Below are 21,291 nucleotides of genomic sequence, written 5' to 3'. Positions count from 1 at the left end.
GTCTGCATGGCAGGTGAGAGGCAACACCGAACCAGCGCTTTAGCGGTATTTCGAAGCCTCTTTCAAGCTTCTATCGGCAACTGGATGAGTTACCTGGCGCCCCGCAAGTAGCTGTTTAAATCGGCGCATGGCAAGCATCCTAGAGAAGCCGACAGGACAGTGTCAAGAATCTCGCGCAACAAAAAAAGACCCGCATAATGCGGGTCTTTTGGTTGAGTCAGAGCGGTTAGCCGCTGATGGCACGATCTACCGACAACTTGCCTGCGCCTTCGATCAGTACGGCGATGCTGACGCCGAGCAAGGTCAGGGCATATTCATAGCCGTTGTTGGCCATGAACAAACCATTGTGAATGTGCACCGAGAAAATCGCGACCAGTGAGAGGAAGGCCAGCCCTAGCGCTGCCGGGCGTGCCAGCAGACCGATGACCAGCGCCAGACCGGCGAAGAACTCGGTACCACCCGCCAGGATCGCCATCAGGTGACCCGGTGCCAGGCCGATGCTTTCCATGTACTGCGCGGTGCCGGCAATGCCATAACCGCCGAACATGCCGAAGAGCTTCTGTGAGCCGTGGGCCGCGAAGATGAGGCCGACGAAGATCCGCATAACGGTCAGACCGTAGCCAGCGCGGGTGGACAGTACCTTGTTGATCAGTGTGCTCATGCTATGTCATCCAGTGTAAGTGTGTGTTGGTTGACCGCTATATTAATCAGTAAACATAATGTTAAAAGCGCAAAAAACCCGCCATAACAATCAGTTTAGTCGATCATTTACGTGAGACAACTTTCTGACCTTGAGGCTCCAATGACTCCCGCTCCCGGTCATATGCCAAAAAGTATTTATTCACACTATTAACATAGCTGACAGGACCCATTCCCACCTGCTCCATAGCAATGCGCTCGACCTGGAAAAACCACTGATTGGGGTTCAAGCCCCGGCGCCGGGCCTCGGCACGCATCCCTTGAACACGTTCCGGCCCAAGGTTGTAGGCCGCCAGAACGAAAGCCATGCGCTCACGCTCATTGAGCTTGGGGCTGGCGAAAAACTTGCGACGGATCAGCGCCAGGTACTTGGCCCCGGCCTGCACATTGTTGTCCACGGACTGAATGTTATTGACCCCGACCCGCTGCGCCGCCGACGGGGTAATTTGCATCAACCCGGTCGGGCCACTGCCGCTGCGGGCGCTTGGCTCCAGCGCCGATTCCTTGAACGCCAGCGCCGCCAGGTTCAACCAGTCCATACCCTGTTCTCGGGCGTGCTTTTGCAAGACCGGGCGCAGCTTCTCAAGACGTTGACGGTCAGCGCGATCCAGCGGGTAGTGAACCTGATACAGGCGTCGGTAAATACGCAGGAAAGCCACATCCTCATCGGACGGGGTTTTATAGGTTTGCAGGAAGCGATCGATGCTCGCTCGCAACATCGATGCGTCACGACGGACGAACCAGTACTCCTTGCCCGGCTCGCTGATGACCACCTGCCGATCGAAACGCAGCTTGGGCAGGATCTTGCCCCAGCGCTCGGCAATCGGTTGCTCGACGATGGTCAGGTGGAAAATCCCGCCCTGCACCATCTCCAGCACGTCTTCGACCGCCAGGCTCGGGTCGACCCATTCGACCTTGACCGGTGGCAGTTTGTGCAGCGCCAGCTTCTGATTGATCTGGTTGATTGCCTCACCGGCCGTGCTACCGGCGGGCAGCGCCAGGGTTTTACCGGAAAGTTGTTCAAGCCGGGTATAGCGGCGCTCGCCCTTGATCCCCACCAGCAGCAATGGCACGTTTGCACCTATCGGCTCGCTGGTACTGACCGCGTGTGCGGACTGCGCATCGAGCAACTCCCCCGGCGCTACCAGGTCACCCTCGCCGCGCTGTAACGCGCCGAGCAATTGATCCTTGGCTTTGGGGATGATCTTGAGGGAGATTTCCTGGCCGTCACGGGCATGGCCATTGAGGTACTGTTCGAAGGCTCGCAGGCGATGGTATTCAACGCCGATGGCCTGGCCCTGGACCTCGCCGGAACTGTTCCGGCTCTGATTGACCAGCACCCGCAATACGCGGCTGCCGCGGATTTCCGCCAGATCGCGGACCTTGCCCGACTGAACGGCTTCCAAGGGACCCGCCAACCGCGCAACGGCCGGCATCGGCAGCAGCATCGACAAGCACAGCACTAGCAAAACCTGGAGTCGTGTCATCCGTTCTCCGGAAAGAATACTGTCCAACGTCTCGATATTTCGAGCCGTGGGTCGACAGAAACAGAGCGCCTGGAGCGCTGGCAGAGTGCGAAAGAGCGCAGCCGCGACGGCCATCTGGCTCGTCGAAGCTCTCTTCCGGCATCAAAAGACAGCTTTAACTCTTTGTAGTTCTTCGTTTTTATTATAAATCTACAGCTCTGGTATGCTTTCCGGCCGCAGGCCTAGGGTCACACCATGCAACTCATCGATATCGGCGTCAACCTGACCAACCCCAGTTTTGCCGACAAACACCAGGCGGTACTCGATCGCGCGTATGCCGCTGGCGTCTGCCAATTGGTACTGACCGGCACCAGTGTCGAAGGCAGTGAACAGGCCCTGGAGTTGTGCCAGCAACTGGACGAAACCGGCCAACGGTTGTTCTCCACCGCCGGTATCCACCCGCATTCGGCCAGTGACTGGAATGCCGACAGCGCTCAGCGCTTGCGCAGCTTGCTCAAGGAACCAAACGTGCGGGCGGTCGGCGAATGCGGGCTGGATTTCAATCGTGACTTCTCGCCGCGTCCGCAACAGGAAAAAGTGCTCGAAGAGCACCTGGCAATGGCCGTCGACCTGCAACTGCCGGTCTTCCTCCATGAACGCGATGCCAGCCAGCGCCTGCTGGAAATCCTGCGCGACTACCGCGACCAACTACCGGCCGCCGTGGTGCATTGCTTTACCGGCGAGAAGCGGGCGCTGTTCAGCTACCTGGACCTCGACCTGCATATCGGCATCACCGGCTGGATCTGCGATGAACGTCGCGGCACTCACTTGCACCCGCTGGTCCGCGAGATCCCGCGCGGGCGCTTGATGCTCGAAAGCGACGCGCCGTACCTGTTGCCCCGCAGCTTGCGCCCCAAACCCAAGAACGGGCGCAATGAACCGGCGTATCTGACCGAAGTGCTGCGTGAGGTGGCCTTGCATCGTGGCGAAAGCCTGGAAGACGTAGCGGCTCACAGCACCGCGTGTGCGCGAGCGTTTTTCGGGTTGCCGTCGGTTGATTGAACCCGCTACACCAGGATCATCATTGATCCACATCAAAAAGCCCTTCGCTGAGTAGCGGCACAATGCTGGCACCTTGCCAATACTGTTTCCGCTATCAGAGAAGACCTCCATGGGTGCCTGGCTTAGCAACATTTCGCTGAAATACAAATTCTGGGCGGTCAACGCGGTCGCCTTCGTCACCACCCTGCTGCTAGTGCTGTATGCCGTGCAACTGGAGCAACAAGCGCGCAACCAGGCCTCACAGCAGTCGGCCGTTGCTCAAGCGCGACTGATCAGCAACTGGCCGGTCGGCCAGGCCTTGCCTGAAGCCGAGCATTTCCTGAGCTTCGGCAAAGGCCAGATCCCCCTGCTGAACCAACAGCCATTGCCCGAGTTGAACAACGCCAACGGCTGGGTCGACATCAATGACATGCCGCTGTTTGGCGAGAACCCATTGATCGGTGCCGAGGTGCTAGCGCGTGCCAACGGCGAGCAGATCGCCGTTCTGGCCTATGGCCCGAGTTTGAGTCAGGTGTTCGGCGAACGATTCGCCAACTATGCGGCAGCCGTGTTCATCCTGATGCTGGCGATGCTCGGCGCCTCGCAATTGTTGATCCGTTTTCTGCTCGCCCAGCTCAACACCCTCAAGGACGTGATGCTGCACGTCGAAAAAACCGGCGACCTGTCGGCTCGCGTACCGCTGGCTTGCACCGACGAGGTGGGCCAGATGGCCAGCGCCTTCAACGCCATGCAGGCCGGCTACCAACGCGTGGTCAACACCGTGGCCAATACTGCCCGCCAACTGGATATCGGCGCGGCGCGTCTGGCCGCCAGCATGAACGAGGTACGCCACGGCATGCTCGGCCAACAAAGCGAAACCGATCAGGCCGCCACCGCGATCAATGAGATGTCGGCCACGGTCTATCACATCGCCCAACATGCCGGCGCCACTCGCGACCTCTCGCAAACCGCCGACAGCCTAGCCGGCAGCGGCCAGGAAGTGGTCATCCGGGTACAACAGTCCATCGCCGGACTCTCCAGCGGGGTGCAGCAAACCGCCGAGATGATTCAGCGTCTCGCCGAAGACAGCCAGAAAATCAACGGCGTGGTCAGTGTGATTCACAGCATCGCCGAGCAAACCAACCTGCTGGCCCTGAACGCCGCCATCGAAGCCGCACGCGCCGGGGAAATGGGCCGGGGCTTTGCGGTGGTCGCCGATGAAGTGCGCAATCTGGCCAAGCGTGTGCAGACCTCTACTGATGAAATCACCAGCATGATCTCGGCGCTGCAAGCCGGTACACGGGATGCGGTGGACTTCATGCAGGAAAGCTCGTTCAAGGCCGATGACTGTGTGCAGCAGGCTCAAGAAGCTGGCGCCGCACTGGCAGAGATCACCGGCGCAGTGGCGCAGATGCGCGAAAGCAACACCCAGATTGCCGTGGCGGCGGAACAGCAGAGCCAGGTGGCAGAAGAGATGAACCGCGCAGTGGTGAGCATCCGTGACGTCACCGTGAACACCGTGCAGCAGACCGTGGATTCGGCGACCACCAGCAATGAACTGGCAACGCTGGCGGGTGAGTTGAGCAAGGCGATCGGGCAACTGAAGCTTTGAGGGGCCCATCGCGGGCAAGCCTTGCTCCTACAGATTTTGGGCCAACTGCGCGATGCGTGGACGAGTCTAAATTCGTAGGAGCAAGGCTTGCCCGCGATAGCGCCGGACAAATCTCATCAATGTTGGCCATGACACCTATCGCGCCGATAGCCAACCTTGATTCGCCGACGACCGCCGCCCCACCTATCCTTCAATCATGTGTTCAACACGGATAGAGGATTCCCCACATGGGCAAACGTCACCCCAACCTTCCCGCCTGGCAATGGCGTGCATACCCGCAAAACCACCAGCACCCGACCAATCTGGTGTTGCACCTGATTGCCGTGCCGCTGTTCATCGTGGCGTTTCTACTGATCGTTTCCGGGGTGTTCGGCCTGAGTTTTCTGAACGTCGCCATCGGGGTCGTCGGCCTGCTTGCCGCACTTGGCTTGCAACGCCACGGCCACAGCCTGGAGGCGCTAGCCTCCGAGCCGTTCAGTGATCGCAAAGATGCGGTGTCGCGCTTGCTGGTCGAGCAATTCCTGACGTTCCCGCGTTTTGTCCTCAGCGGTGGCTGGTGGCGCGCCTGGCGCAAACGCCATCACCGCTGAAGGTCTTACGCGAAAATAGTCACCGTCTGCCGGCTCAACGCAATCAATTGCCCTTCAGCGCTCCACAGCGCTGCGGCGGCGTGGCCATATCCGTCACGGGCATGTTCGATTTCCACAAGATATTTGCACCAGCCCAACGTGCTCAACGCCAGCAACGGCTGAACGAATTCGATGGTCCAGGTCAGCGTGCTGCCCGCCGCCGGTTTCTTCAGGTGTGGCAACAATGCCGGAGGCCAGGCATCCACCAGCGCCAGAATGTGCGCCTCGGTGACCGGCTCTTCCTTGACGTCGCCACGCAAGCGAACCCAGCCGCCCATCTCCCGGGATTTATTACCGGTGAACGGCAAACCGCCGACACTCCAACGCATCGCCAGATGGCGCATGAACTCGGGCGTCACGCCTTTGATGTAGGGCAGTTCCTGGCAATCGTCCCAGTGTTTCATCTCTGGCGCGGGCGCGGCCACCACCTCGACTTCGGAAGGACGCGAAGCGCCAAAGCTGCCCTGAACCAGGGTCACCACCTGGCCGTTCTGCACGGCTCGCCCCAGCACCTGGCTGACCGCTTTGCCTTCGCGCAGCACGTCCACCTCAAAACTCACGGGCACACCGGGTTCGACCGGGCCGACAAAGGTGATCGCCAATGAACGCACCGGGCGATCCGCCGGGACTTTCGCGCGCATGGCTTCGTACTGCAAAGCGGCGACCAGACCGCCGAAACTGGCGCGGCCCTGGGCCCATTCCGCCGGAATAGACAGCTCATGCGGCGAACTGCGCACGGCGTCGAGCAAATCGGAAAAACGCATGGAAACCTCAAGGCTGGGAAAGGATCGAAGGATCTTAACCAGCCAGCAGCGCCTGTACAGCACCTATTCCGGCCAAAGAGGCTGACAGATAGGCCGCCAACGGCGACGAAAGGCAATCCGCGTCAGGCTTTGAAGCAAGCCGATATGAGTTTGTCGAGCACCCGATCGGCGCGACCTTCAGCCTTGGTCATGGTTGCTCGCCAGACGGCCACACAAGGCAGCAAGTCGGGCTCGTGCTCGGCACGGGCCAACCATTGCCAGCAATCGTGCCAGTCGCCGAGCGCTTCCTGTGCCGATTTGAGACGTCGCATGGCAGCTTTAGGCAAGCGATCCAGTTCCGGGTAGGCTTCAATCGCATAGCGCACACGTTTGATCAACAGCCGCAGGCGATGGCGGTCATGCGCGGGATCGTGCAGGGCCACATCCAGCGCTTTCCATTGTTTGGCCAGGCGTTTCTCGATGCGCGTACGCAACCCCTTGAGCAAGCCTTGACGTTGGGAGGCGCGCAAAAAGCGTGGAAATGCATCGAGAATCATCAATAGCTGCGCCAATTCCGGGCTGTCGGCCACAGCCGGATAGGCCTGCGCCATTTGCACCATTCGGCGCTTGGCCGCGTCTGCTTGACCGTGTGCCAGCAAGTACGCCGCCAGCACTTCTCGGTCGCGCAGCGGCGTGGTCAGGCTTCCAACACCCGCCGCTGCCGCTTCGAGTTGTTCGACACCGGGCAAACCGCGCAATGGCCGCAACAAGCTGCGCAAACGGCGAACCGTCGTGCGCAAGTCATGCAGCGCTTCAGGGTCGGCGCTGGCGCTCAAGCGCGCCTGGCAGGCCAGCAAACGCACTTCCAGCCCCAACACCTTGGCCACCAACCGATTCACCAACGCAGACATCGCTCTCTCCCAAGTCGACAACCAGCATCAGATCGCAAGTTTACGCTCATGCTGGCGGTAAAACCGGGTGCCGACATTGCGTCAGATCATTGTGAATTCAACGCCCTGCGCGGGATTCGCGAATATAGAAGCGTGCTTTCTCGGCTTTTTTAGTGCAGCCCTCGTAGGCCTCGAACTGCTGCTGGGTCTTGGCCCCGGTCAGCAGCGAAAGCGCCTTGGAGTAACTCACGGTACCAGCGAAACCTTCGGCCTTGGCAATGTCCAGCTCCTGCCAGGCGGCATCCAGTTGACTACCGCAACTGTCGCGGTAAGCAGATTTTCCCGCGCAACCGGCAAGCACCAACGCGATCAATGGCAGACAGATCCAGGCTTTCATCAATGATTCCTCAAGGTATAAAAAACAATCGTGCAGGTAAGACGGCCAATGCTGCAAAAAGTGCCTTGGTCCACCCATGGAAACTATAGCGCCCGCGAGAATACTCATGTGCCGTTATTGAGTATCAAAAAAACGACGCTAATGGCCTGACTCAGAGTCAGCATGATTGAAGCACGCCCCTCAATGGGTGCATTGTTGAAGCCTGTTTGATGAAGGGGCGAGTCATGAAAAAGCGTGTCGCATTGGTATTGGGCTCAGGTGGCGCCCGAGGCTATGCCCATATCGGAGTTATCCAGGAAATCGAAAGACGCGGTTATGACATCGCCTGTATCGCCGGTTGCTCCATGGGCGCGGTGGTCGGCGGTATCTACGCCGCCGGCAAACTCAACGATTACCGCGACTGGATCGAGAGCCTGGATTACCTTGATGTACTGCGCCTGGTGGACGTGAGCTTTCGTCTTGGGGCGATACGCGGCGAGAAAGTCTTCGGGCAGATCCGCAAGATTGTCGGCGAGATCAACATCGAAGACCTGCGCATCCCCTACACGGCCGTCGCCACCGACCTGACCAACCAGCAGGAAATCTGGTTCCAGGAAGGCTGCCTGCACCAGGCTATGCGCGCCTCGGCGGCGATCCCCAGCCTGTTCACACCGGTCATGCAAGGCAATCGCATGCTGGTCGACGGCGGCCTGCTCAATCCTCTGCCGATTGTTCCAGTGGTCTCGAGCCATTGCGACCTGATCATTGCGGTCAACCTCAACGCGACCAACCAGCGGCACTATCAGTTGCCAGTGATCCAGCGCCCTGCCGCGTTCAGAAGCCGCTTCGACAACCTGCTCAACTCGCTCGGTTCACGCCTGCCGTTCCGCCGCAAACAGGCCGAACAATTGCTGCTTCTGGAACAGGAAGCACTGCGCAGTGAAGCCGCCGAAATCAACCCCTGGATCGAATCCGCCGAGCCCGAAGCGCAACAACCCGCTGCCGCCCCGGAAGGCGACGGGGCGCCGAGATCGGCCACGGGCTCATTTATCATCGACAACGTTGGCCCAGCCTCGTTGCTGGACTTGATCAACCAAAGTTTCGAAGTGATGCAAACGTCGTTGGCGCAATACAAGATCGCCGGTTATCCACCGGACATCCTGATCAACGTGCCAAAGCGGGTTTGCCGGTTTTTCGAGTTCTACAAGGCGCCGGAGCTGATCGCGCTGGGACGGGAGATTGCCCGGGATACCCTGGATCGGTACGAGAATGAGCGCGATTGACCCCCGCCAAATCCTGGCCGGATGTTCCGGCCCCATAGCGGGCAAGCCTTGCTCCTACGTATTGATGCCATCCACAAATCGTGCGGCCGACTCAAAATCCGTAGGAGCAAGGCTTGCCCGCGATAGCGATTGGCCAAACGATACAGGACTACAGACTGCCCTCGTTCAATAGCCGATACCCTACCCCCGCCTCGGTCAGGATAAACCTCGGCCGGGTCGGGTCATCCGCCAGTTTCTGACGCAGATGCCCGACCACAATTCGTAAGTAATGGCTGTCTTCGGTATGGGTTGGGCCCCAGATGTCCTTGAGTAACTGCTGCTGGGTGATGACCCGCCCGGCGTGACGCGCCAGTTGCGCCAGCACCGAGTACTCCTTGCGGGTCAGCGCCACCTCGGCACCGTCCAGCAATACCCGCCGGTACGCCAGATCGACCGTCAACGGGCCGAACTTGAGCGCCGCTTCCTGGGCTTCACCCGCTGGAGCCTGCCGCAACAAGGCGCGGATCCGCGCCAGAAACTCCTGAATGCCAAACGGCTTGGTCACGTAGTCGTTGGCGCCGCCATCCAGCGCCTCGACTTTCTGCCCTTCGCTGGCGCGCACTGACAGGACCAGCACCGGCACTGTCGACCATTCACGGAATTCGCGCAGCACTTGCTGGCCGTCCATGTCGGGCAGGCCGAGGTCGAGCACCAGCAAATCCGGCTTGTTCAGCGCAGCCTGGGCCAGGCCCTCGGTGCCGGTACCGGCTTCAAGCACTTTGTAGCCCTGGGAGGCCAGGCTGATGCGCAGGAATTTGCGGATCTGCGGTTCATCGTCAATGACCAAAATGGTCGTGGTCTGGCTCATGGTTTCAAATCAGGCAAAGTAAGTGGCGAGAGAGTAGCGCAGGCAGCGTCAGGCTTCACTTTCAAACCCCGGCTGCTCCTGCAATGGCAAATGAATGGTGATGCAGGTGCCGCGCCCACCGATACCATCGGCGACGCTGATCCGCCCGCCATGGGCGCCGACCATGCCCTGGCAGATCGCCAGACCCAGCCCGGTGCCCTGCCCGCCCCGATCACCACGGGCGGCGGTGTAGAACATGTCGAAGATCTTCGCGCGTTCCTCCTCGGGAATGCCCGGGCCCTCGTCACTCACGGAAAAAAACAGCTCGCTGTCACTGGCACCGGCACTCAGCTGCAAACGGCCATGGGCCGGCGAAAAGCGTGCGGCGTTTTCCAGCACATTCACCAGTGCCTGCTCGATCAATGCTGCATGCACATAGAGCAACGGCAACGCGCCCGGCACATCGGTGCTCACCTGCAACGGCGCCAGCACTGCGCGCAAACGGTTGAGCGAACTGCCGACGATATCCGCCGGCGACACCCAATCGCGCGCCAGCTTCAGCGCGCCGTGGCCCAGGCGCGTCATGTCCAGCAAATTCTGAATGTAGCGGTCGAGCCGTTCGGCTTCATCGCGGGTGCCTTCCAGCAACTCACGGCGATCTTCCAGCGGGATCGCCTCCCCCAGCGCCAGCAAGCTGTCGATGCTGCCGCGCATGGACGTCAGCGGTGTGCGCAAATCATGGGACACCGACGCCAGCAAAGCACTGCGCAATTGCTCGGTTTCACCGTGCAAACGTGCCGCCTCAAGGTCGTCGGCCAACTGCGCACGGGCCAACGCTTGAGCCAGCGGCTGACTCAATGCAGTCAGCAAGCGTCGCCGCTGACCACTGAGCTGCTGACCCTCTTTCGGACAAACGCCGAGCAAGCCCAACGGCCCGTCGTCGACTGACAACGGCCACCACCACCAGCGACCGAACGGCAATGTGCCGGTGCCCATGCCGGCCGGTTGATCGTGCTGCCAGGCCCAGTCGGCGGCAGCGCGCTCGGCTTCGGAAAACTGCAGCGGGCCACCGGTTTCGACCTTCCAGCCGCCCTGCCCGTCACGGTTAACCAGACACAATTGCAGATCGTTCCAGCCGACCAGATGCGTCGCCGCCGCGCTGATCACCGCTTGCCGATCGGTGGCGGCGGTGAGCTTGCGCGACAGGTCGAGCAGTTCGCTGGTCTCTTGCTGCGTGTCGCGCAAGGCTTCCAGCTGGCGCCGCTGACGCGCCGCGAGGTTGCCGGTGAGCGCCGCCATCAGCAGGAAAAACAGCAGCGTCAACACGTCCTCCTCACGCTGAATCGCAAAGGAGAAGGTCGGCGGAATGAACAGGAAATCGTAGGTCAGAAATGACAACGCCGCACACGCCAGCGCCGGCCCGAGGCTGCTGCGTACCGCCACCAGCAACACCGCCGCGAGGAACACCAGCGAGATATTCGGCAGCGGCAAAATACTCGACACCGCCCACGCCAAAGCGCTGGCCAGCACCGTCGCCAACAGTGCCAGCGCATAGTCGAACCAGACCAACGAATGCACCGAACGCTGACGCGGTTGATGCTGTTGTTCATCGCTGTCGAGGACGTTTATTTCCAGGCCTCGGGCATTGCGCAACAAGCGTGAGGCCAAGCCGCCGCCGAACAGTCGACGACGCCAACGCTGACGCGACTGACCGACCAGTAGCAGGCTGGCACGCCGTTCGGTGGCGTGCTGAATCAGGGTTTTCGCTACTTCGCCAGCGCGCAGCAGCACCACTTCGCCGCCCAGCCGTTCAGCCAATTGCTGGGCGCTTTGCAGGCGCAAACGCGATTGCTCGTCGCGCACGCTGCCGTTGTCCACATGCACCAGGCTCCACGGCAAATGCCGACGCTGCGCGACCCGACTGGCATGCCGTACCAGACGCTCGGCCTGGGCGTCGCCATCAACGCCCACCAGCAAGCGACCGCGCACGGCCGGCGCGGCCTGACCCAACTGTCGATAGCCGCGACTCAGGTCATCATCGACCTGCGCCGCCGCGGTTTGCATCGCCAGTTCGCGCAGTGCCGTGAGGTTGGTTTGGGTGAAGAACGCATCGATTGCCGCTCGCGCTTGCTCCGGCACATAAACCTTGCCATCACGCAGCCGCTCGAGCAGCTCGCGCGGCGGCAAGTCGATCAACAGCAATTCGTAGGCTTCTTGCAGCACCCAGTCAGGCAGGGTTTCGCGCACTTGTACGCCGGTGATCCCGCGCACCTGATCGTTAAGACTTTCCAGATGCTGGACGTTGACCGTGGTGAACACGTCGATGCCTGCCGACAACAACTCCTGGATATCCTGCCAGCGCTTGGCGTGGCGGCTGCCGGGGGCGTTGCTGTGGGCCAGTTCATCGACCAGCACCAGTTTTGGCTTGGCCTTGAGCAGGCCATCGAGGTCCATTTCCTCAAGCATCACGCCACGGTATTCCGAGCGCACCAATGGCTGCTGCGGCAAGCCGCCGAGCAGCGCTTCGGTTTCCGCCCGACCGTGAGTTTCCACCACCCCGGCGATGACTTTCACGCCTTGGCGTAGCTGGGTGTGGGCGGCTTGCAACATGGCGTAGGTTTTACCGACGCCAGGCGCGGCGCCGAGAAAAACCTTGAGCCGGCCACGACCATCGCGGGGTAAATCTGCTAACAGTGCGTCGGCGCGGCCGGAGTCGCTCATTGATTTCTCGCCTTTCAAATTCGGTTTCGTTGTTGCGGAAAAGATCGCAGGCTACGCCAGCTCCTACAGAGGCGTAGGAGCTGCCGAAGGCTGCGATCTTTTGATCTACAGCTTTTCCAGCGCGATGTTCAGTTCCAGCACATTCACTACCGGCGGTCCTACCAGCGGCTGCTCGATGTGTGCATTCATCAACTGCTCGACCGTCGATATCGGCAGATTGCGCGCCGCCGCAACCCGCGACAGTTGATAGGCAATTGCCGCCGGAGGCAAGTGTGGATCGAGGCCGCTGCCAGAGGTGGTCAGCAACGCCAACGGCACCGGCCCCTGGCCAGGCACCAGCAGTTTGTTGGCATCGTCGATCACCCGGGTCGCGAGCGCCGGATTACTCGGCGCCAGGTTGCTCGCACTGCTCGATACGGTAGCAAATGCGCCCGCCGATGGCCGTGGGTGGAACCACGCATCACCGGCAAAGTCCTGGGCGATCAAGGACGAGCCGCGCACCTTGCCATCGGCGTCACGCACCAGGCTGCCATTGGCCTGATCAGGGAACGCCACCTGGGCGACACCGGTGACCACCAGTGGATAAGCGACGCCGGTGATCAGGGTCATCAAAACAAGCAGGCTCAACGCCGGACGGATCATAGAAGACATTTCAAAACCCTCGAATCGGAGAATATTCATCAGCGTGGGAGGTACACACCGCCTGTGGCGAGGGAGCTTGCTCCCGCTCGGCTGCGCAGCAGTCGTAAACGCGGTACATGCGGTGTGCCTGAATAAACACGGTGGCCCGGGGTGGGGCCGCTTCGCAGCCCAGCGGGAGCAAGCTCCCTCGCCACAAAAGCCCCGGCCTCCAGGCCCACCGTCAAACCAAATGCAAAGCAGTCAGCAGCATGTCGATCAGCTTGATGCCCACGAACGGCACCACGATGCCGCCCACGCCGTAGATCAACAGGTTGCGCCGCAGCAGGTGTGCAGCGCTCGCGGCCTGGACGCGTACTCCGCGCAGGGCCAACGGAATCAGCCCGACGATGATCAAGGCGTTGAAGACGATGGCCGAGAGAATCGCGCTCTGCGGACTGCTCAGGTGCATGATGTTCAGCACGCCCAGTTGCGGGTAGATCGAGGCAAACAGCGCCGGCAGGATGGCGAAGTACTTGGCCACGTCGTTGGCGATGGAAAACGTCGTCAACGCGCCGCGCGTCACCAGCAACTCTTTACCAATCTGCACCACGTCCAGCAACTTGGTCGGATCGCTGTCGAGGTCGACCATGTTCGCCGCTTCGCGCGCTGCCTGCGTCCCATCGTTCATTGCCATGCCGACGTCAGCCTGAGCCAGTGCCGGCGCATCGTTGGCACCATCACCGCACATGGCGACCAGACGCCCGTCGTTCTGCTCGTGACGAATCCGGGCGAGTTTCTTCTCTGGTGTCGCTTCGGCCAACACGTCATCGACACCGGCTTCAGCGGCAATCGCCGCCGCGGTCAACGGGTTATCGCCAGTCACCATGACGGTGCGAATCCCCAGCTTGCGCAGCTCGGCGAAACGCTCACGAATGCCTGGCTTGACCACGTCCTTGAGGTGGATCGCACCGAGCAACTTGCCCTCGGCACACACCAGCAGCGGGGTACCACCGCTTTGGGCAATCTTGTCGATTTCCCGGGACATCGCCGGCAGTATCTCGGCACGCGTCAGGCCGATGAAAGCCAGCACCGAATCCACCGCACCCTTGCGGTAGACACGGCCCTGATAGTCAACGCCGGACAAGCGGGTTTCGGCACTGAACGGCACAACCGTCAGCACCTCGGCGGACGGTTCAGCCTGTGGATGAAGTCCACGCAAGTACTCGACGATCGACTTGCCTTCGGCCGTGTCGTCAGCCAGCGAAGCGAACAGCGCACCTTCGGCCAGTTCCTTGGCACTGACACCCGGGGCGGCATAAATCGCGGTGCAGCGACGGTTACCGAAGGTGATGGTGCCGGTCTTGTCCAGCAGCAACACATGCACGTCGCCCGCCGCTTCTACCGCACGGCCGGATTTGGCGATCACGTTCAGCCGCACCAGACGGTCCATGCCGGCGATACCGATGGCCGACAACAAACCGCCAATGGTGGTTGGGATCAGCGTCACCAGCAGCGCCACCAGGAACACCAGCGGCAGGTTGCCGTTGGCGAAGTGGGCGAACGGCTGCAAGGTTACGACCACCACCAGGAAGATCATGGTCAGGCCGATCAGCAGGATATCCAGCGCCACTTCGTTCGGGGTTTTCTGGCGTTTGGCACCTTCAACCAATGCAATCATACGGTCCAGCGTCGATTCACCGGGGTTCGCGGTAATGCGCACCAGCAACCAGTCAGACACCAGTCGAGTGTTGCCGGTGACCGCCGAACGATCACCACCGGACTCACGAATCACCGGTGCGGATTCACCGGTAATCGCCGCTTCGTTGACCGCGGCAATACCTTCGATCACCTCGCCGTCACCGGGAATCATCTCGCCGGCTTCGACGCGAACCACATCGCCTTTGCGCAGGCTGACCGCTGGCACTACCTGAAAGCTGCCATCGGCTTTCTTACGCCGCGCGCTCAAGCCTTCGCTACCGGCCTTGAGGCTGTCGGCACGGGCCTTGCCGCGACCTTCAGCCAAGGCTTCGGCGAAGTTCGCGAACAACACGGTGAACCACAGCCACAGGGCGATTTGTGCCGCGACAAACGTCGGCACTGCCGGATCTGGAATCACACACAACACGGTGGTGAGGATCGCGGTCAGTTCGACCACCAGCATCACCGGCGAGCGCTTCAACTGCCGTGGGTCGAGCTTGACGAAGGCTTGCACCAGCGCCGGCCGCCACAGGGCCGAGATCGCGGTTTTCGGTTGTTCGACAGGTTGCGCCGGCACAACGTGTGGTGCGGCTTTTTTCGATACACGAACGGGCATATTCATCATCAAATCCCTCAGAAGCCCAAGCTCAGGTGTTCAGCGATAGGACCCAGCGCCAGGGTCGGCAGGAACGTCAGGCCGCCCACCAGCAATATGGTCACGGTCAGCAACGTCACGAACAGCGGGCCATGGGTCGGGAAGCTGTTCTGGCCAATCGGCGCGGTTTTCTTCATCGCCAGGCTGCCGGCCAGGGCCAGTACCGGGAGGATGTAGCCGAAACGCCCGATCAACATGCCCAAGCCCAGCATCAGGTTATGGAATGGCGTATTGGCGTTCAGGCCGGCGAATGCCGAACCGTTGTTGGCGCTGGCGGAGGTGTAGGCGTATAGCAACTGGCTGAAACCGTGGGGACCGGGGTTGCTGATCGTTCCCGCAGGGCCAGGCAGGCTCGCCGCAATGGCACCCAGCACCAGTACGCCGACCGGCATCACCAGCAAGGTGACAACCAACAGTTGTACTTCCTTGGCTTGCAGTTTCTTGCCGAGGTATTCCGGTGTACGTCCGATCATCAGACCGGCGAGGAACACCGCGATCAGCACGTTGAGCAACATGCCGTAGAGGCCGGCGCCGACGCCACCGAAGATCACTTCGCCGACCATCATGTTGATCAGCGCGACCATGCCGCTCAGCGGGTTGAGGCTGTCATGCATACCGTTGACCGAGCCGTTGGAGGCTGCGGTGGTAGTCACCGACCAGAGTACGGTCGCCGTGGTACCGAAGCGTGCTTCCTTGCCTTCCAGCGGCGCAGTCTGCTCGACCGCAACGTTGTTCAGGGTCGGGTTCGGCTGGTATTCAGCCCACAGCGACACCGCGCCACCGATCAGGAACAACGCCAGCATGCAGGCGATGATCGCCCGGCTCTGACGCAGGTCCTTGACGTAATGGCCGAAGGTGAACACCAGCGCCACCGGGATCAGGATGATCGAGGTGACTTCGAACAGGTTGCTCCAGGCCGTCGGGTTCTCGAACGGGTGCGCCGAGTTGACGCCGAAGAAGCCACCGCCGTTGGTGCCCAATTGCTTGATCGCAATCTGGCTGGCGGCAGGGCCCAGTGGGATCACTTGATCCACGCCCTGCATCGTCAGCGCATTCACATAATGAGCGAAGGTTTGTGGCACGCCCTGCCAGACCAGGAACAGCGCCAGCAACAGGCACAGCGGCAGCAGTCCGTAGAGGGTGGCGCGGGTCATGTCGACCCAGAAGTTACCGAGGGTTTGCGCCGATTTGCGACCGATGCCGCGACACAAGGCAACCAGAACAGCCAGGCCGGTGGCGGCGCTGACGAAGTTCTGCACGGTGAGGCCGATCATCTGGCTCAGATAGCTCAGGGTCGCCTCACCGCTGTAGGACTGCCAGTTGGTGTTGGTCATGAAGCTGACGGCGGTATTGAACGCCTGTGTCCACTCCTGCCCCGGCAGGTTTTGCGGGTTGAGTGGCAAATAGTCCTGAAACAACAGGATCGTGAACAACAGCAAAAAGCCCGCGAGGTTGAACGCGAGCAACGCCAGGGTGTATTTCTGCCAACTCTGTTCGCTCTGCGGGTCGACCCCGGCCACGCGATAACAGCCGCGCTCCACGGGCCCGAGGATCGGCGTCAGCCAAGTGCGCTGGCCTTCCATCACCTTGTAGTAGAACCTTCCCAGGAACGGTGCCGGAATCAGCACCACGGCGAAGAAGGCGAGGATCAGCCAATAGTCATAACTGTGCATAGCCGCTCCTAGTGCTGATCCGCGCGCAACAGCGCAACCAGTAGATAAATGAACAGTCCCACCGCCAACAGCAGGGACACCCCGTCCAGAACACTCATGGAATTTCTCCGTCGTACGGCAACTGCCGCGTGTGGCGCAATTGTCCGCAGGAAGGCTGTAAAGGAACGAGACCGAGGGGTTGGGCGCGGCATAAAGAAAGCGTAAAGAGTGGCTTTACGTGGGGGTTACAGGCCAGATTTCAGTGGTGTCAGGAACGGCCCCATCGCGGGCAAGCCTTGCTCCCACAGGTTTCACACAATCCTTGTGGGTGCGTGGCTTGCCCGCGATGGCGTCATATGAATCACCACCGCCCTCAACTGGCGCACAAAAAGCGCACATCCCGCAGCGAACATCCTCGATACGACAGCTTTCTGCGCTTTACGACCTAACAAATCGACATGGCACGCCCACTGCACACGCCCTCCACGGGCTTTTCCAAATCGCAGCGGGAGAAACGCATGAACACACAACTCAAACCGACGTTGGGCACCCTGCATTTATGGGGGATCGCGGTCGGGCTGGTGATTTCCGGCGAGTACTTTGGCTGGAGTTACGGCTGGGGCGTAGCCGGGACTCTCGGCTTTCTGGTGACCTCTCTCATGGTCGCGACCATGTACACCTGCTTCATTTTCAGCTTCACCGAACTGACTACGGCGATCCCGCACGCCGGCGGCCCTTTCGCCTACAGTCGCCGCGCCTTTGGTGAAAAAGGCGGACTGATCGCCGGCCTGGCGACGTTGATCGAGTTCGTCTTCGCACCTCCGGCCATTGCCCTGGCCATTGGCGCTTATCTCAACGTGCAGTTCCCCGCCCTCGACCCGAAACATGCAGCGGTCGGCGCCTACATCGTATTCATGGGCCTGAACATCCTCGGCGTAAAACTGGCGGCAACCTTCGAACTGGTGGTGTGTGTGCTGGCAGTCATCGAGTTGCTGGTCTTCATGGGCGTGGTCGCCCCGGCGTTCAGCTTCAGCAACTTCGCGCTCAATGGTTGGGCCGGCGCCGATGCGTTCGGCGCACCGGCCATCGCCGGGATGTTCGCGGCAATTCCCTTCGCTATCTGGTTCTTCCTCGCCATCGAAGGTGCGGCCATGGCCGCCGAAGAAGCCAAGGACCCGAAACGGACGATTCCCAAGGCCTACATCAGCGGCATTCTGACCCTGGTATTGCTGGCCATGGGCGTGATGTTCTTTGCTGGCGGCGTGGGTGACTGGCGGACCCTGGCGAACATCAACGACCCGTTGCCGCAAGCGATGAAAGCCGTGGTCGGTGAAAGCTCCGGCTGGCTGCACATGCTGGTGTGGATTGGTCTGTTCGGGCTGGTGGCGAGCTTCCACGGGATCATCCTTGGCTATTCGCGACAGTTCTTCGCCCTCGCCCGCGCCGGATACCTGCCGGCCTACCTGGCCAAGCTGTCACGCTTCCAGACGCCGCACCGGGCAATCATCGCAGGCGGCCTGATCGGCATCGCGGCCATTTACAGCGACGGGCTGATCAACCTCGGCGGCATGACCCTGACCGCCGCGATGATCACCATGGCGGTATTCGGCGCTATCGTGATGTACATCATGAGCATGCTCAGTCTGTTCAAACTGCGTAAAACCGAACCGAATCTGGAACGGACTTTCCGTGCGCCCGGCTACCCACTGGTACCGGCGACTGCCCTGGCATTGGCAGTGGTCTGCCTGGTAGCAATGGCCTGGTTCAACGCGCTGATCGGGGCGATCTTCCTCGGCTTCATGGCGGTCGGTTTTGTCTACTTCCTGCGGACAGCGCAATTGCGTGCCGATGCACCAGCGGATGCGATGCTGACCGGTCTTTGATGAGGTGCCCCAGGCAGAACAGGCCTAGAATGGAACCATAGAGAAACGCCGTGACTCAAAATGGATAGGCACGGCGTTGACGCGAAACCATTCGCGCCAACACCTGCCCTTAAGGAGAACACCTATGCCCTGGTATGCCTGGTTGATTCTGGTGGTTGCTATCGGATCGATCGTCGGTGGCTTGATGATGCTGCGCGACACCGCGAATAAAGTGGAATTGACCGACGAGCAACGTAAACGCGTCGCTGAGCGCAACGCCGAAGCAGACGCCAAGGATGCGCAAGATCGTTGATCTGAACGGTGGCGAGGGAGCTTGCTCCCGCTGGGCCGCGAAGCGGCCCCAGGAGTCCCTCGCACATTTTCTTAAGATGTAGCGCTTACACTGGAATGGCGCCCGCTGCGCGGTCGAGCGGGAGCAAGCTCCCTCGCCACAAAAACTTCTCTATTTCTCCCACTCGGCTTTGGCAATATGCAAGCCGTGCAGCCCCTTGTACGCGGCCCGCTCAGGCTGGCTCCAGCCTTTGAGCAACGTCTCCTCCAAACGATAGATTTCCACGCCCAGCGGCCGGCAGACACTTAACGGATCCTGCGCATTCGGCCCCCACATCGGCAGCGACAAATCGCCCCCCGGGCAGGTCGACAATGCACACAGCAGATCGATCTCGGCGAAGAACTCCAGGTAGTCGCCCTTCTGCGCCGGGCAGGCCTTCATGAAGTACATGTCGTCGTGGTTGAGCCCCGTGCACTGAAAGATGTTCAGCACGTCATGCACGTCGAACTCGGTCAGACCGTGAGGTAACACGGCGCGGGTCAGGTTCGAATGGCAGTGGTGATGGAAATCCTCGCCGGTGAGCATTTTGTTCACATAGGGATCGCAGCGCGTGCCCAGCAGATCGTGCAAACGTCCGCCGTGTTCGTCGATGCCATAGTTGGCCAGGCTGTCGTCAGTGATGGTCACCAGCGGCCGCAGAAAGGGCAGGTTCGACCAGAGCCGGTCATGGGTGCTGACGTGAGCGCCCTGCAATTGCCGGGTCCGCGCAGCCCACAGCCGTTCGCGCGGGTCGTTGGCATTCCAGACGTTGAAGTCCCCGACTTGCGGGCCCACGGGTGTGGTCACACGGAACACATGCCCCGCCGGCACGTGCCAGGCGCGTCCGGTGCGGATCGGCACTTCGAATTGCTCGATCAGCGTGCGCGCGGCCGGTGTATCGCGGATCCGCTCGTAGAAGGCTTTATCGACCTGTAACGCCGAGCCCTTACTGACCTGATAAGCCGCGGGATAGTCTTTGTACATGGCATGAGTCCTCGATCAATGACGGGAAGGATGGTTGAACAACTCAAGCAATTGCTGTTCGGAATCGTCGAGATAGTCGCTCAAGGCGTCGTAAGCGCCGGGCTTGTCACCTTCGACCAGCAAGTCGTGAATGCGCCGGTCGCGCTCAAGCCAGGGCGCCTGGAAGCGGGACTCGTCAGGCGCCGCACTGAACACCAGGCGCAGTTGCGCAACGACATTGGTAAAGAATTCATCGAACAGCGGGCTGCGTAACAAACCGACAATATGTTGATGAAAACGCAGGCTGTGGGTGCCGACAGCCCGCCAGTCTTCACGCTCGCGGGCCAACTGCGCGGTTTCAATGGCGTCGAGCATGTGATCGGATTGGTATTCGCGCAGCGGTCGGCTGGCGCTGATGGCCTGTAGCTCCAGCGTGCGCCGGACCTGAAACAGGTCGCGCAGCTGATCGGCGCCGAGCTGGCGAACCATCACGCCTTTATTTCGGACATAAAGGGTCAGGCCCTCCTGCCCCAAGCGGTGCAGCGCTTCGCGGATGGTATTGCGCGAGGCGTTATAGGCAATCACCAGATCGCCTTCCACCAACGCCCGCCCCGGCAGCAAGCGACCGCCAATGATGTCGGCGCGCAACTCCAGTGTGATGTGGTCAGCCAGGGACAGTCCGCTACTCATACTCATCGCCTCAGGATTGTTCAACAATCGTCAGTCAATGAGTAGTCACTATTCGTGCCAGTTTCAACCTTCACGCCACGCCTGGCGCACAATGCAAAACGGCGACCCTTGGGTCGCCGTTTTCGTTACTGACTGTATTGCTTGCCCAATCCTGGCGGTACGCCATGGATATCGATCTCTTCCCACGGCCCGTTCGGGCTGATCGAACGACTCCAGCCATTGTTCCAGTGGTAGTAGGTGCGCTGGCGGTAGAAGGTGTCGGTCTGGTTGTCGAGGACGTAGACGCCGAGTTTCGCATCCCAGTGGCTGTTGCCGCCCGGTGGTGGGGCGAAGCTTGCGGAGGTGCGCGGCTGTGGCTTGCCGGGCTTGTTTGGGGTCACCGGTTTGCCAGGGGCGGTCGTCGGTTTGCTGCCTGGGTACGATGACGGAATGGGCGGCAACCGCTCTTCATGTGACGGTGGCTGGACCGCACATGCACTTAACCCCAAGACAAGACTGAGCAGGGTGATACGAGCGATGGCGGTCATAGCGGA

The 21,291-nt window shown here is 60.8% G+C and carries 20 protein-coding genes; 6 read left to right on the top strand and 14 right to left on the bottom strand.

Features of this window, described 5'->3' with window-relative positions:
• Positions 1 to 226 precede the first annotated feature (226 nt).
• Both AABM55_RS08905 and AABM55_RS08900 read right to left on the bottom strand, forming a co-directional pair.
• Positions 227 to 661 (bottom strand): DoxX family protein, encoded by a 435-nt coding sequence (locus tag AABM55_RS08905; protein ID WP_347929354.1) that lies wholly within the window; start codon positions 659 to 661, stop codon positions 227 to 229.
• Between the two features lie 103 nt (positions 662 to 764).
• Positions 765 to 2,186: a transglycosylase SLT domain-containing protein gene (locus AABM55_RS08900; protein WP_103315649.1), complete on the bottom strand. Its 1,422-nt coding sequence runs from the start codon at positions 2,184 to 2,186 to the stop codon at positions 765 to 767.
• 234 nt (positions 2,187 to 2,420) lie between these two features.
• On the opposite strand from AABM55_RS08900, the gene AABM55_RS08895 reads away from it, so the two are divergent.
• The 3 genes from AABM55_RS08895 to AABM55_RS08885 all read left to right on the top strand — a co-directional run bounded on the left by AABM55_RS08895 (position 2,421) and on the right by AABM55_RS08885 (position 5,408).
• Entirely contained in the window at positions 2,421 to 3,227 is an 807-nt protein-coding gene (locus AABM55_RS08895) for a TatD family hydrolase (protein WP_347929353.1), read from the top strand.
• 109 nt (positions 3,228 to 3,336) lie between these two features.
• Entirely contained in the window at positions 3,337 to 4,818 is a 1,482-nt protein-coding gene (locus tag AABM55_RS08890) for a methyl-accepting chemotaxis protein (protein WP_054596331.1), read from the top strand.
• Positions 4,819 to 5,045: 227 nt separating this feature from the next.
• A complete protein-coding gene (locus AABM55_RS08885; protein WP_103315646.1) occupies positions 5,046 to 5,408 on the top strand; it encodes an Mpo1-like protein in 363 nt (120 codons plus the stop codon).
• A 5-nt stretch (positions 5,409 to 5,413) separates the two neighbouring features.
• Here the strand turns inward: AABM55_RS08885 and AABM55_RS08880 are convergent, their stop codons facing one another.
• The 3 genes from AABM55_RS08880 to AABM55_RS08870 all read right to left on the bottom strand — a co-directional run bounded on the left by AABM55_RS08880 (position 5,414) and on the right by AABM55_RS08870 (position 7,477).
• Positions 5,414 to 6,211, bottom strand: a complete 798-nt coding sequence (locus AABM55_RS08880) for a thioesterase family protein (RefSeq protein ID WP_347929352.1) — start codon at positions 6,209 to 6,211, stop codon at positions 5,414 to 5,416.
• A 122-nt stretch (positions 6,212 to 6,333) separates the two neighbouring features.
• Positions 6,334 to 7,101 (bottom strand): CHAD domain-containing protein, encoded by a 768-nt coding sequence (locus tag AABM55_RS08875; protein WP_347929351.1) that lies wholly within the window; start codon positions 7,099 to 7,101, stop codon positions 6,334 to 6,336.
• A 97-nt stretch (positions 7,102 to 7,198) separates the two neighbouring features.
• Entirely contained in the window at positions 7,199 to 7,477 is a 279-nt protein-coding gene (locus tag AABM55_RS08870; RefSeq protein ID WP_054596327.1) for a hypothetical protein, read from the bottom strand.
• A gap of 224 nt (positions 7,478 to 7,701) precedes the next feature.
• Between AABM55_RS08870 and AABM55_RS08865 the strand changes: the two genes are divergently transcribed.
• Positions 7,702 to 8,739, top strand: a complete 1,038-nt coding sequence (locus AABM55_RS08865; protein WP_054596326.1) for a patatin-like phospholipase family protein — start codon at positions 7,702 to 7,704, stop codon at positions 8,737 to 8,739.
• A 148-nt stretch (positions 8,740 to 8,887) separates the two neighbouring features.
• On the opposite strand, the gene AABM55_RS08860 is transcribed toward AABM55_RS08865, so the two are convergent.
• From AABM55_RS08860 to kdpF, 6 genes are all read right to left on the bottom strand, one after another.
• Complete coding sequence (locus AABM55_RS08860) at positions 8,888 to 9,586, bottom strand: response regulator (protein WP_103315642.1); 699 nt, start codon at positions 9,584 to 9,586, stop codon at positions 8,888 to 8,890.
• 48 nt (positions 9,587 to 9,634) lie between these two features.
• Positions 9,635 to 12,286: a sensor histidine kinase KdpD gene (locus AABM55_RS08855; RefSeq protein WP_347929350.1), complete on the bottom strand. Its 2,652-nt coding sequence runs from the start codon at positions 12,284 to 12,286 to the stop codon at positions 9,635 to 9,637.
• A gap of 105 nt (positions 12,287 to 12,391) precedes the next feature.
• The gene (gene kdpC, locus AABM55_RS08850) at positions 12,392 to 12,937 is read right to left on the bottom strand and encodes a potassium-transporting ATPase subunit KdpC (RefSeq protein WP_054598272.1); all 546 of its coding nucleotides are present in this window, start codon (positions 12,935 to 12,937) and stop codon (positions 12,392 to 12,394) included.
• A 211-nt stretch (positions 12,938 to 13,148) separates the two neighbouring features.
• A complete protein-coding gene (kdpB, locus tag AABM55_RS08845) occupies positions 13,149 to 15,227 on the bottom strand; it encodes a potassium-transporting ATPase subunit KdpB (protein WP_347929349.1) in 2,079 nt (692 codons plus the stop codon).
• A gap of 11 nt (positions 15,228 to 15,238) precedes the next feature.
• Positions 15,239 to 16,933: a potassium-transporting ATPase subunit KdpA gene (kdpA, locus tag AABM55_RS08840; RefSeq protein WP_103315638.1), complete on the bottom strand. Its 1,695-nt coding sequence runs from the start codon at positions 16,931 to 16,933 to the stop codon at positions 15,239 to 15,241.
• A gap of 8 nt (positions 16,934 to 16,941) precedes the next feature.
• A complete protein-coding gene (gene kdpF, locus AABM55_RS08835; protein WP_019692955.1) occupies positions 16,942 to 17,031 on the bottom strand; it encodes a K(+)-transporting ATPase subunit F in 90 nt (29 codons plus the stop codon).
• A 399-nt stretch (positions 17,032 to 17,430) separates the two neighbouring features.
• Here kdpF and eat point away from each other — a divergent pair, with 399 nt between their 5' ends.
• Positions 17,431 to 18,795, top strand: a complete 1,365-nt coding sequence (eat, locus tag AABM55_RS08830) for an ethanolamine permease (RefSeq protein WP_347929348.1) — start codon at positions 17,431 to 17,433, stop codon at positions 18,793 to 18,795.
• 124 nt (positions 18,796 to 18,919) lie between these two features.
• Positions 18,920 to 19,087 carry a DUF2897 family protein gene (locus AABM55_RS08825; RefSeq protein WP_007931351.1) on the top strand — a complete coding sequence of 56 codons (168 nt, stop codon included), beginning with the start codon at positions 18,920 to 18,922 and terminating at the stop codon, positions 19,085 to 19,087.
• A gap of 150 nt (positions 19,088 to 19,237) precedes the next feature.
• Here AABM55_RS08825 and AABM55_RS08820 read toward each other — a convergent pair whose 3' ends face one another.
• From AABM55_RS08820 to AABM55_RS08810, 3 genes are all read right to left on the bottom strand, one after another.
• Positions 19,238 to 20,089, bottom strand: a complete 852-nt coding sequence (locus AABM55_RS08820; RefSeq protein WP_347929347.1) for a DUF1989 domain-containing protein — start codon at positions 20,087 to 20,089, stop codon at positions 19,238 to 19,240.
• A 15-nt stretch (positions 20,090 to 20,104) separates the two neighbouring features.
• The gene (locus AABM55_RS08815) at positions 20,105 to 20,758 is read right to left on the bottom strand and encodes a GntR family transcriptional regulator (RefSeq protein WP_347929346.1); all 654 of its coding nucleotides are present in this window, start codon (positions 20,756 to 20,758) and stop codon (positions 20,105 to 20,107) included.
• Positions 20,759 to 20,883: 125 nt separating this feature from the next.
• Positions 20,884 to 21,285: a hypothetical protein gene (locus AABM55_RS08810; RefSeq protein WP_054596318.1), complete on the bottom strand. Its 402-nt coding sequence runs from the start codon at positions 21,283 to 21,285 to the stop codon at positions 20,884 to 20,886.
• Positions 21,286 to 21,291 lie beyond the last annotated feature (6 nt).

Source organism: Pseudomonas helvetica (genome assembly GCF_039908645.1).
In the GTDB taxonomy this organism is placed as follows: domain Bacteria; phylum Pseudomonadota; class Gammaproteobacteria; order Pseudomonadales; family Pseudomonadaceae; genus Aquipseudomonas; species Aquipseudomonas helvetica.
The sequence above is the reverse complement of the archived record's forward strand: the minus strand, read 5'-3'. Positions and strand labels throughout refer to the sequence as shown.

What these genes read in the sequence shown, in the direction of transcription:
- AABM55_RS08905 (WP_347929354.1), bottom strand. Translation starts at nt 661, where the DNA reads ATGAGCACACTGATCAACAAGGTACTGTCCACCCGCGCTGGCTACGGT.
- AABM55_RS08900 (WP_103315649.1), bottom strand. Translation starts at nt 2,186, where the DNA reads ATGACACGACTCCAGGTTTTGCTAGTGCTGTGCTTGTCGATGCTGCTG.
- AABM55_RS08895 (WP_347929353.1), top strand. Translation starts at nt 2,421, where the DNA reads ATGCAACTCATCGATATCGGCGTCAACCTGACCAACCCCAGTTTTGCC.
- AABM55_RS08890 (WP_054596331.1), top strand. Translation starts at nt 3,337, where the DNA reads ATGGGTGCCTGGCTTAGCAACATTTCGCTGAAATACAAATTCTGGGCG.
- AABM55_RS08885 (WP_103315646.1), top strand. Translation starts at nt 5,046, where the DNA reads ATGGGCAAACGTCACCCCAACCTTCCCGCCTGGCAATGGCGTGCATAC.
- AABM55_RS08880 (WP_347929352.1), bottom strand. Translation starts at nt 6,211, where the DNA reads ATGCGTTTTTCCGATTTGCTCGACGCCGTGCGCAGTTCGCCGCATGAG.
- AABM55_RS08875 (WP_347929351.1), bottom strand. Translation starts at nt 7,101, where the DNA reads ATGTCTGCGTTGGTGAATCGGTTGGTGGCCAAGGTGTTGGGGCTGGAA.
- AABM55_RS08870 (WP_054596327.1), bottom strand. Translation starts at nt 7,477, where the DNA reads ATGAAAGCCTGGATCTGTCTGCCATTGATCGCGTTGGTGCTTGCCGGT.
- AABM55_RS08865 (WP_054596326.1), top strand. Translation starts at nt 7,702, where the DNA reads ATGAAAAAGCGTGTCGCATTGGTATTGGGCTCAGGTGGCGCCCGAGGC.
- AABM55_RS08860 (WP_103315642.1), bottom strand. Translation starts at nt 9,586, where the DNA reads ATGAGCCAGACCACGACCATTTTGGTCATTGACGATGAACCGCAGATC.
- AABM55_RS08855 (WP_347929350.1), bottom strand. Translation starts at nt 12,286, where the DNA reads ATGAGCGACTCCGGCCGCGCCGACGCACTGTTAGCAGATTTACCCCGC.
- kdpC (WP_054598272.1), bottom strand. Translation starts at nt 12,937, where the DNA reads ATGTCTTCTATGATCCGTCCGGCGTTGAGCCTGCTTGTTTTGATGACC.
- kdpB (WP_347929349.1), bottom strand. Translation starts at nt 15,227, where the DNA reads ATGAATATGCCCGTTCGTGTATCGAAAAAAGCCGCACCACACGTTGTG.
- kdpA (WP_103315638.1), bottom strand. Translation starts at nt 16,933, where the DNA reads ATGCACAGTTATGACTATTGGCTGATCCTCGCCTTCTTCGCCGTGGTG.
- kdpF (WP_019692955.1), bottom strand. Translation starts at nt 17,031, where the DNA reads ATGAGTGTTCTGGACGGGGTGTCCCTGCTGTTGGCGGTGGGACTGTTC.
- eat (WP_347929348.1), top strand. Translation starts at nt 17,431, where the DNA reads ATGAACACACAACTCAAACCGACGTTGGGCACCCTGCATTTATGGGGG.
- AABM55_RS08825 (WP_007931351.1), top strand. Translation starts at nt 18,920, where the DNA reads ATGCCCTGGTATGCCTGGTTGATTCTGGTGGTTGCTATCGGATCGATC.
- AABM55_RS08820 (WP_347929347.1), bottom strand. Translation starts at nt 20,089, where the DNA reads ATGTACAAAGACTATCCCGCGGCTTATCAGGTCAGTAAGGGCTCGGCG.
- AABM55_RS08815 (WP_347929346.1), bottom strand. Translation starts at nt 20,758, where the DNA reads ATGAGTAGCGGACTGTCCCTGGCTGACCACATCACACTGGAGTTGCGC.
- AABM55_RS08810 (WP_054596318.1), bottom strand. Translation starts at nt 21,285, where the DNA reads ATGACCGCCATCGCTCGTATCACCCTGCTCAGTCTTGTCTTGGGGTTA.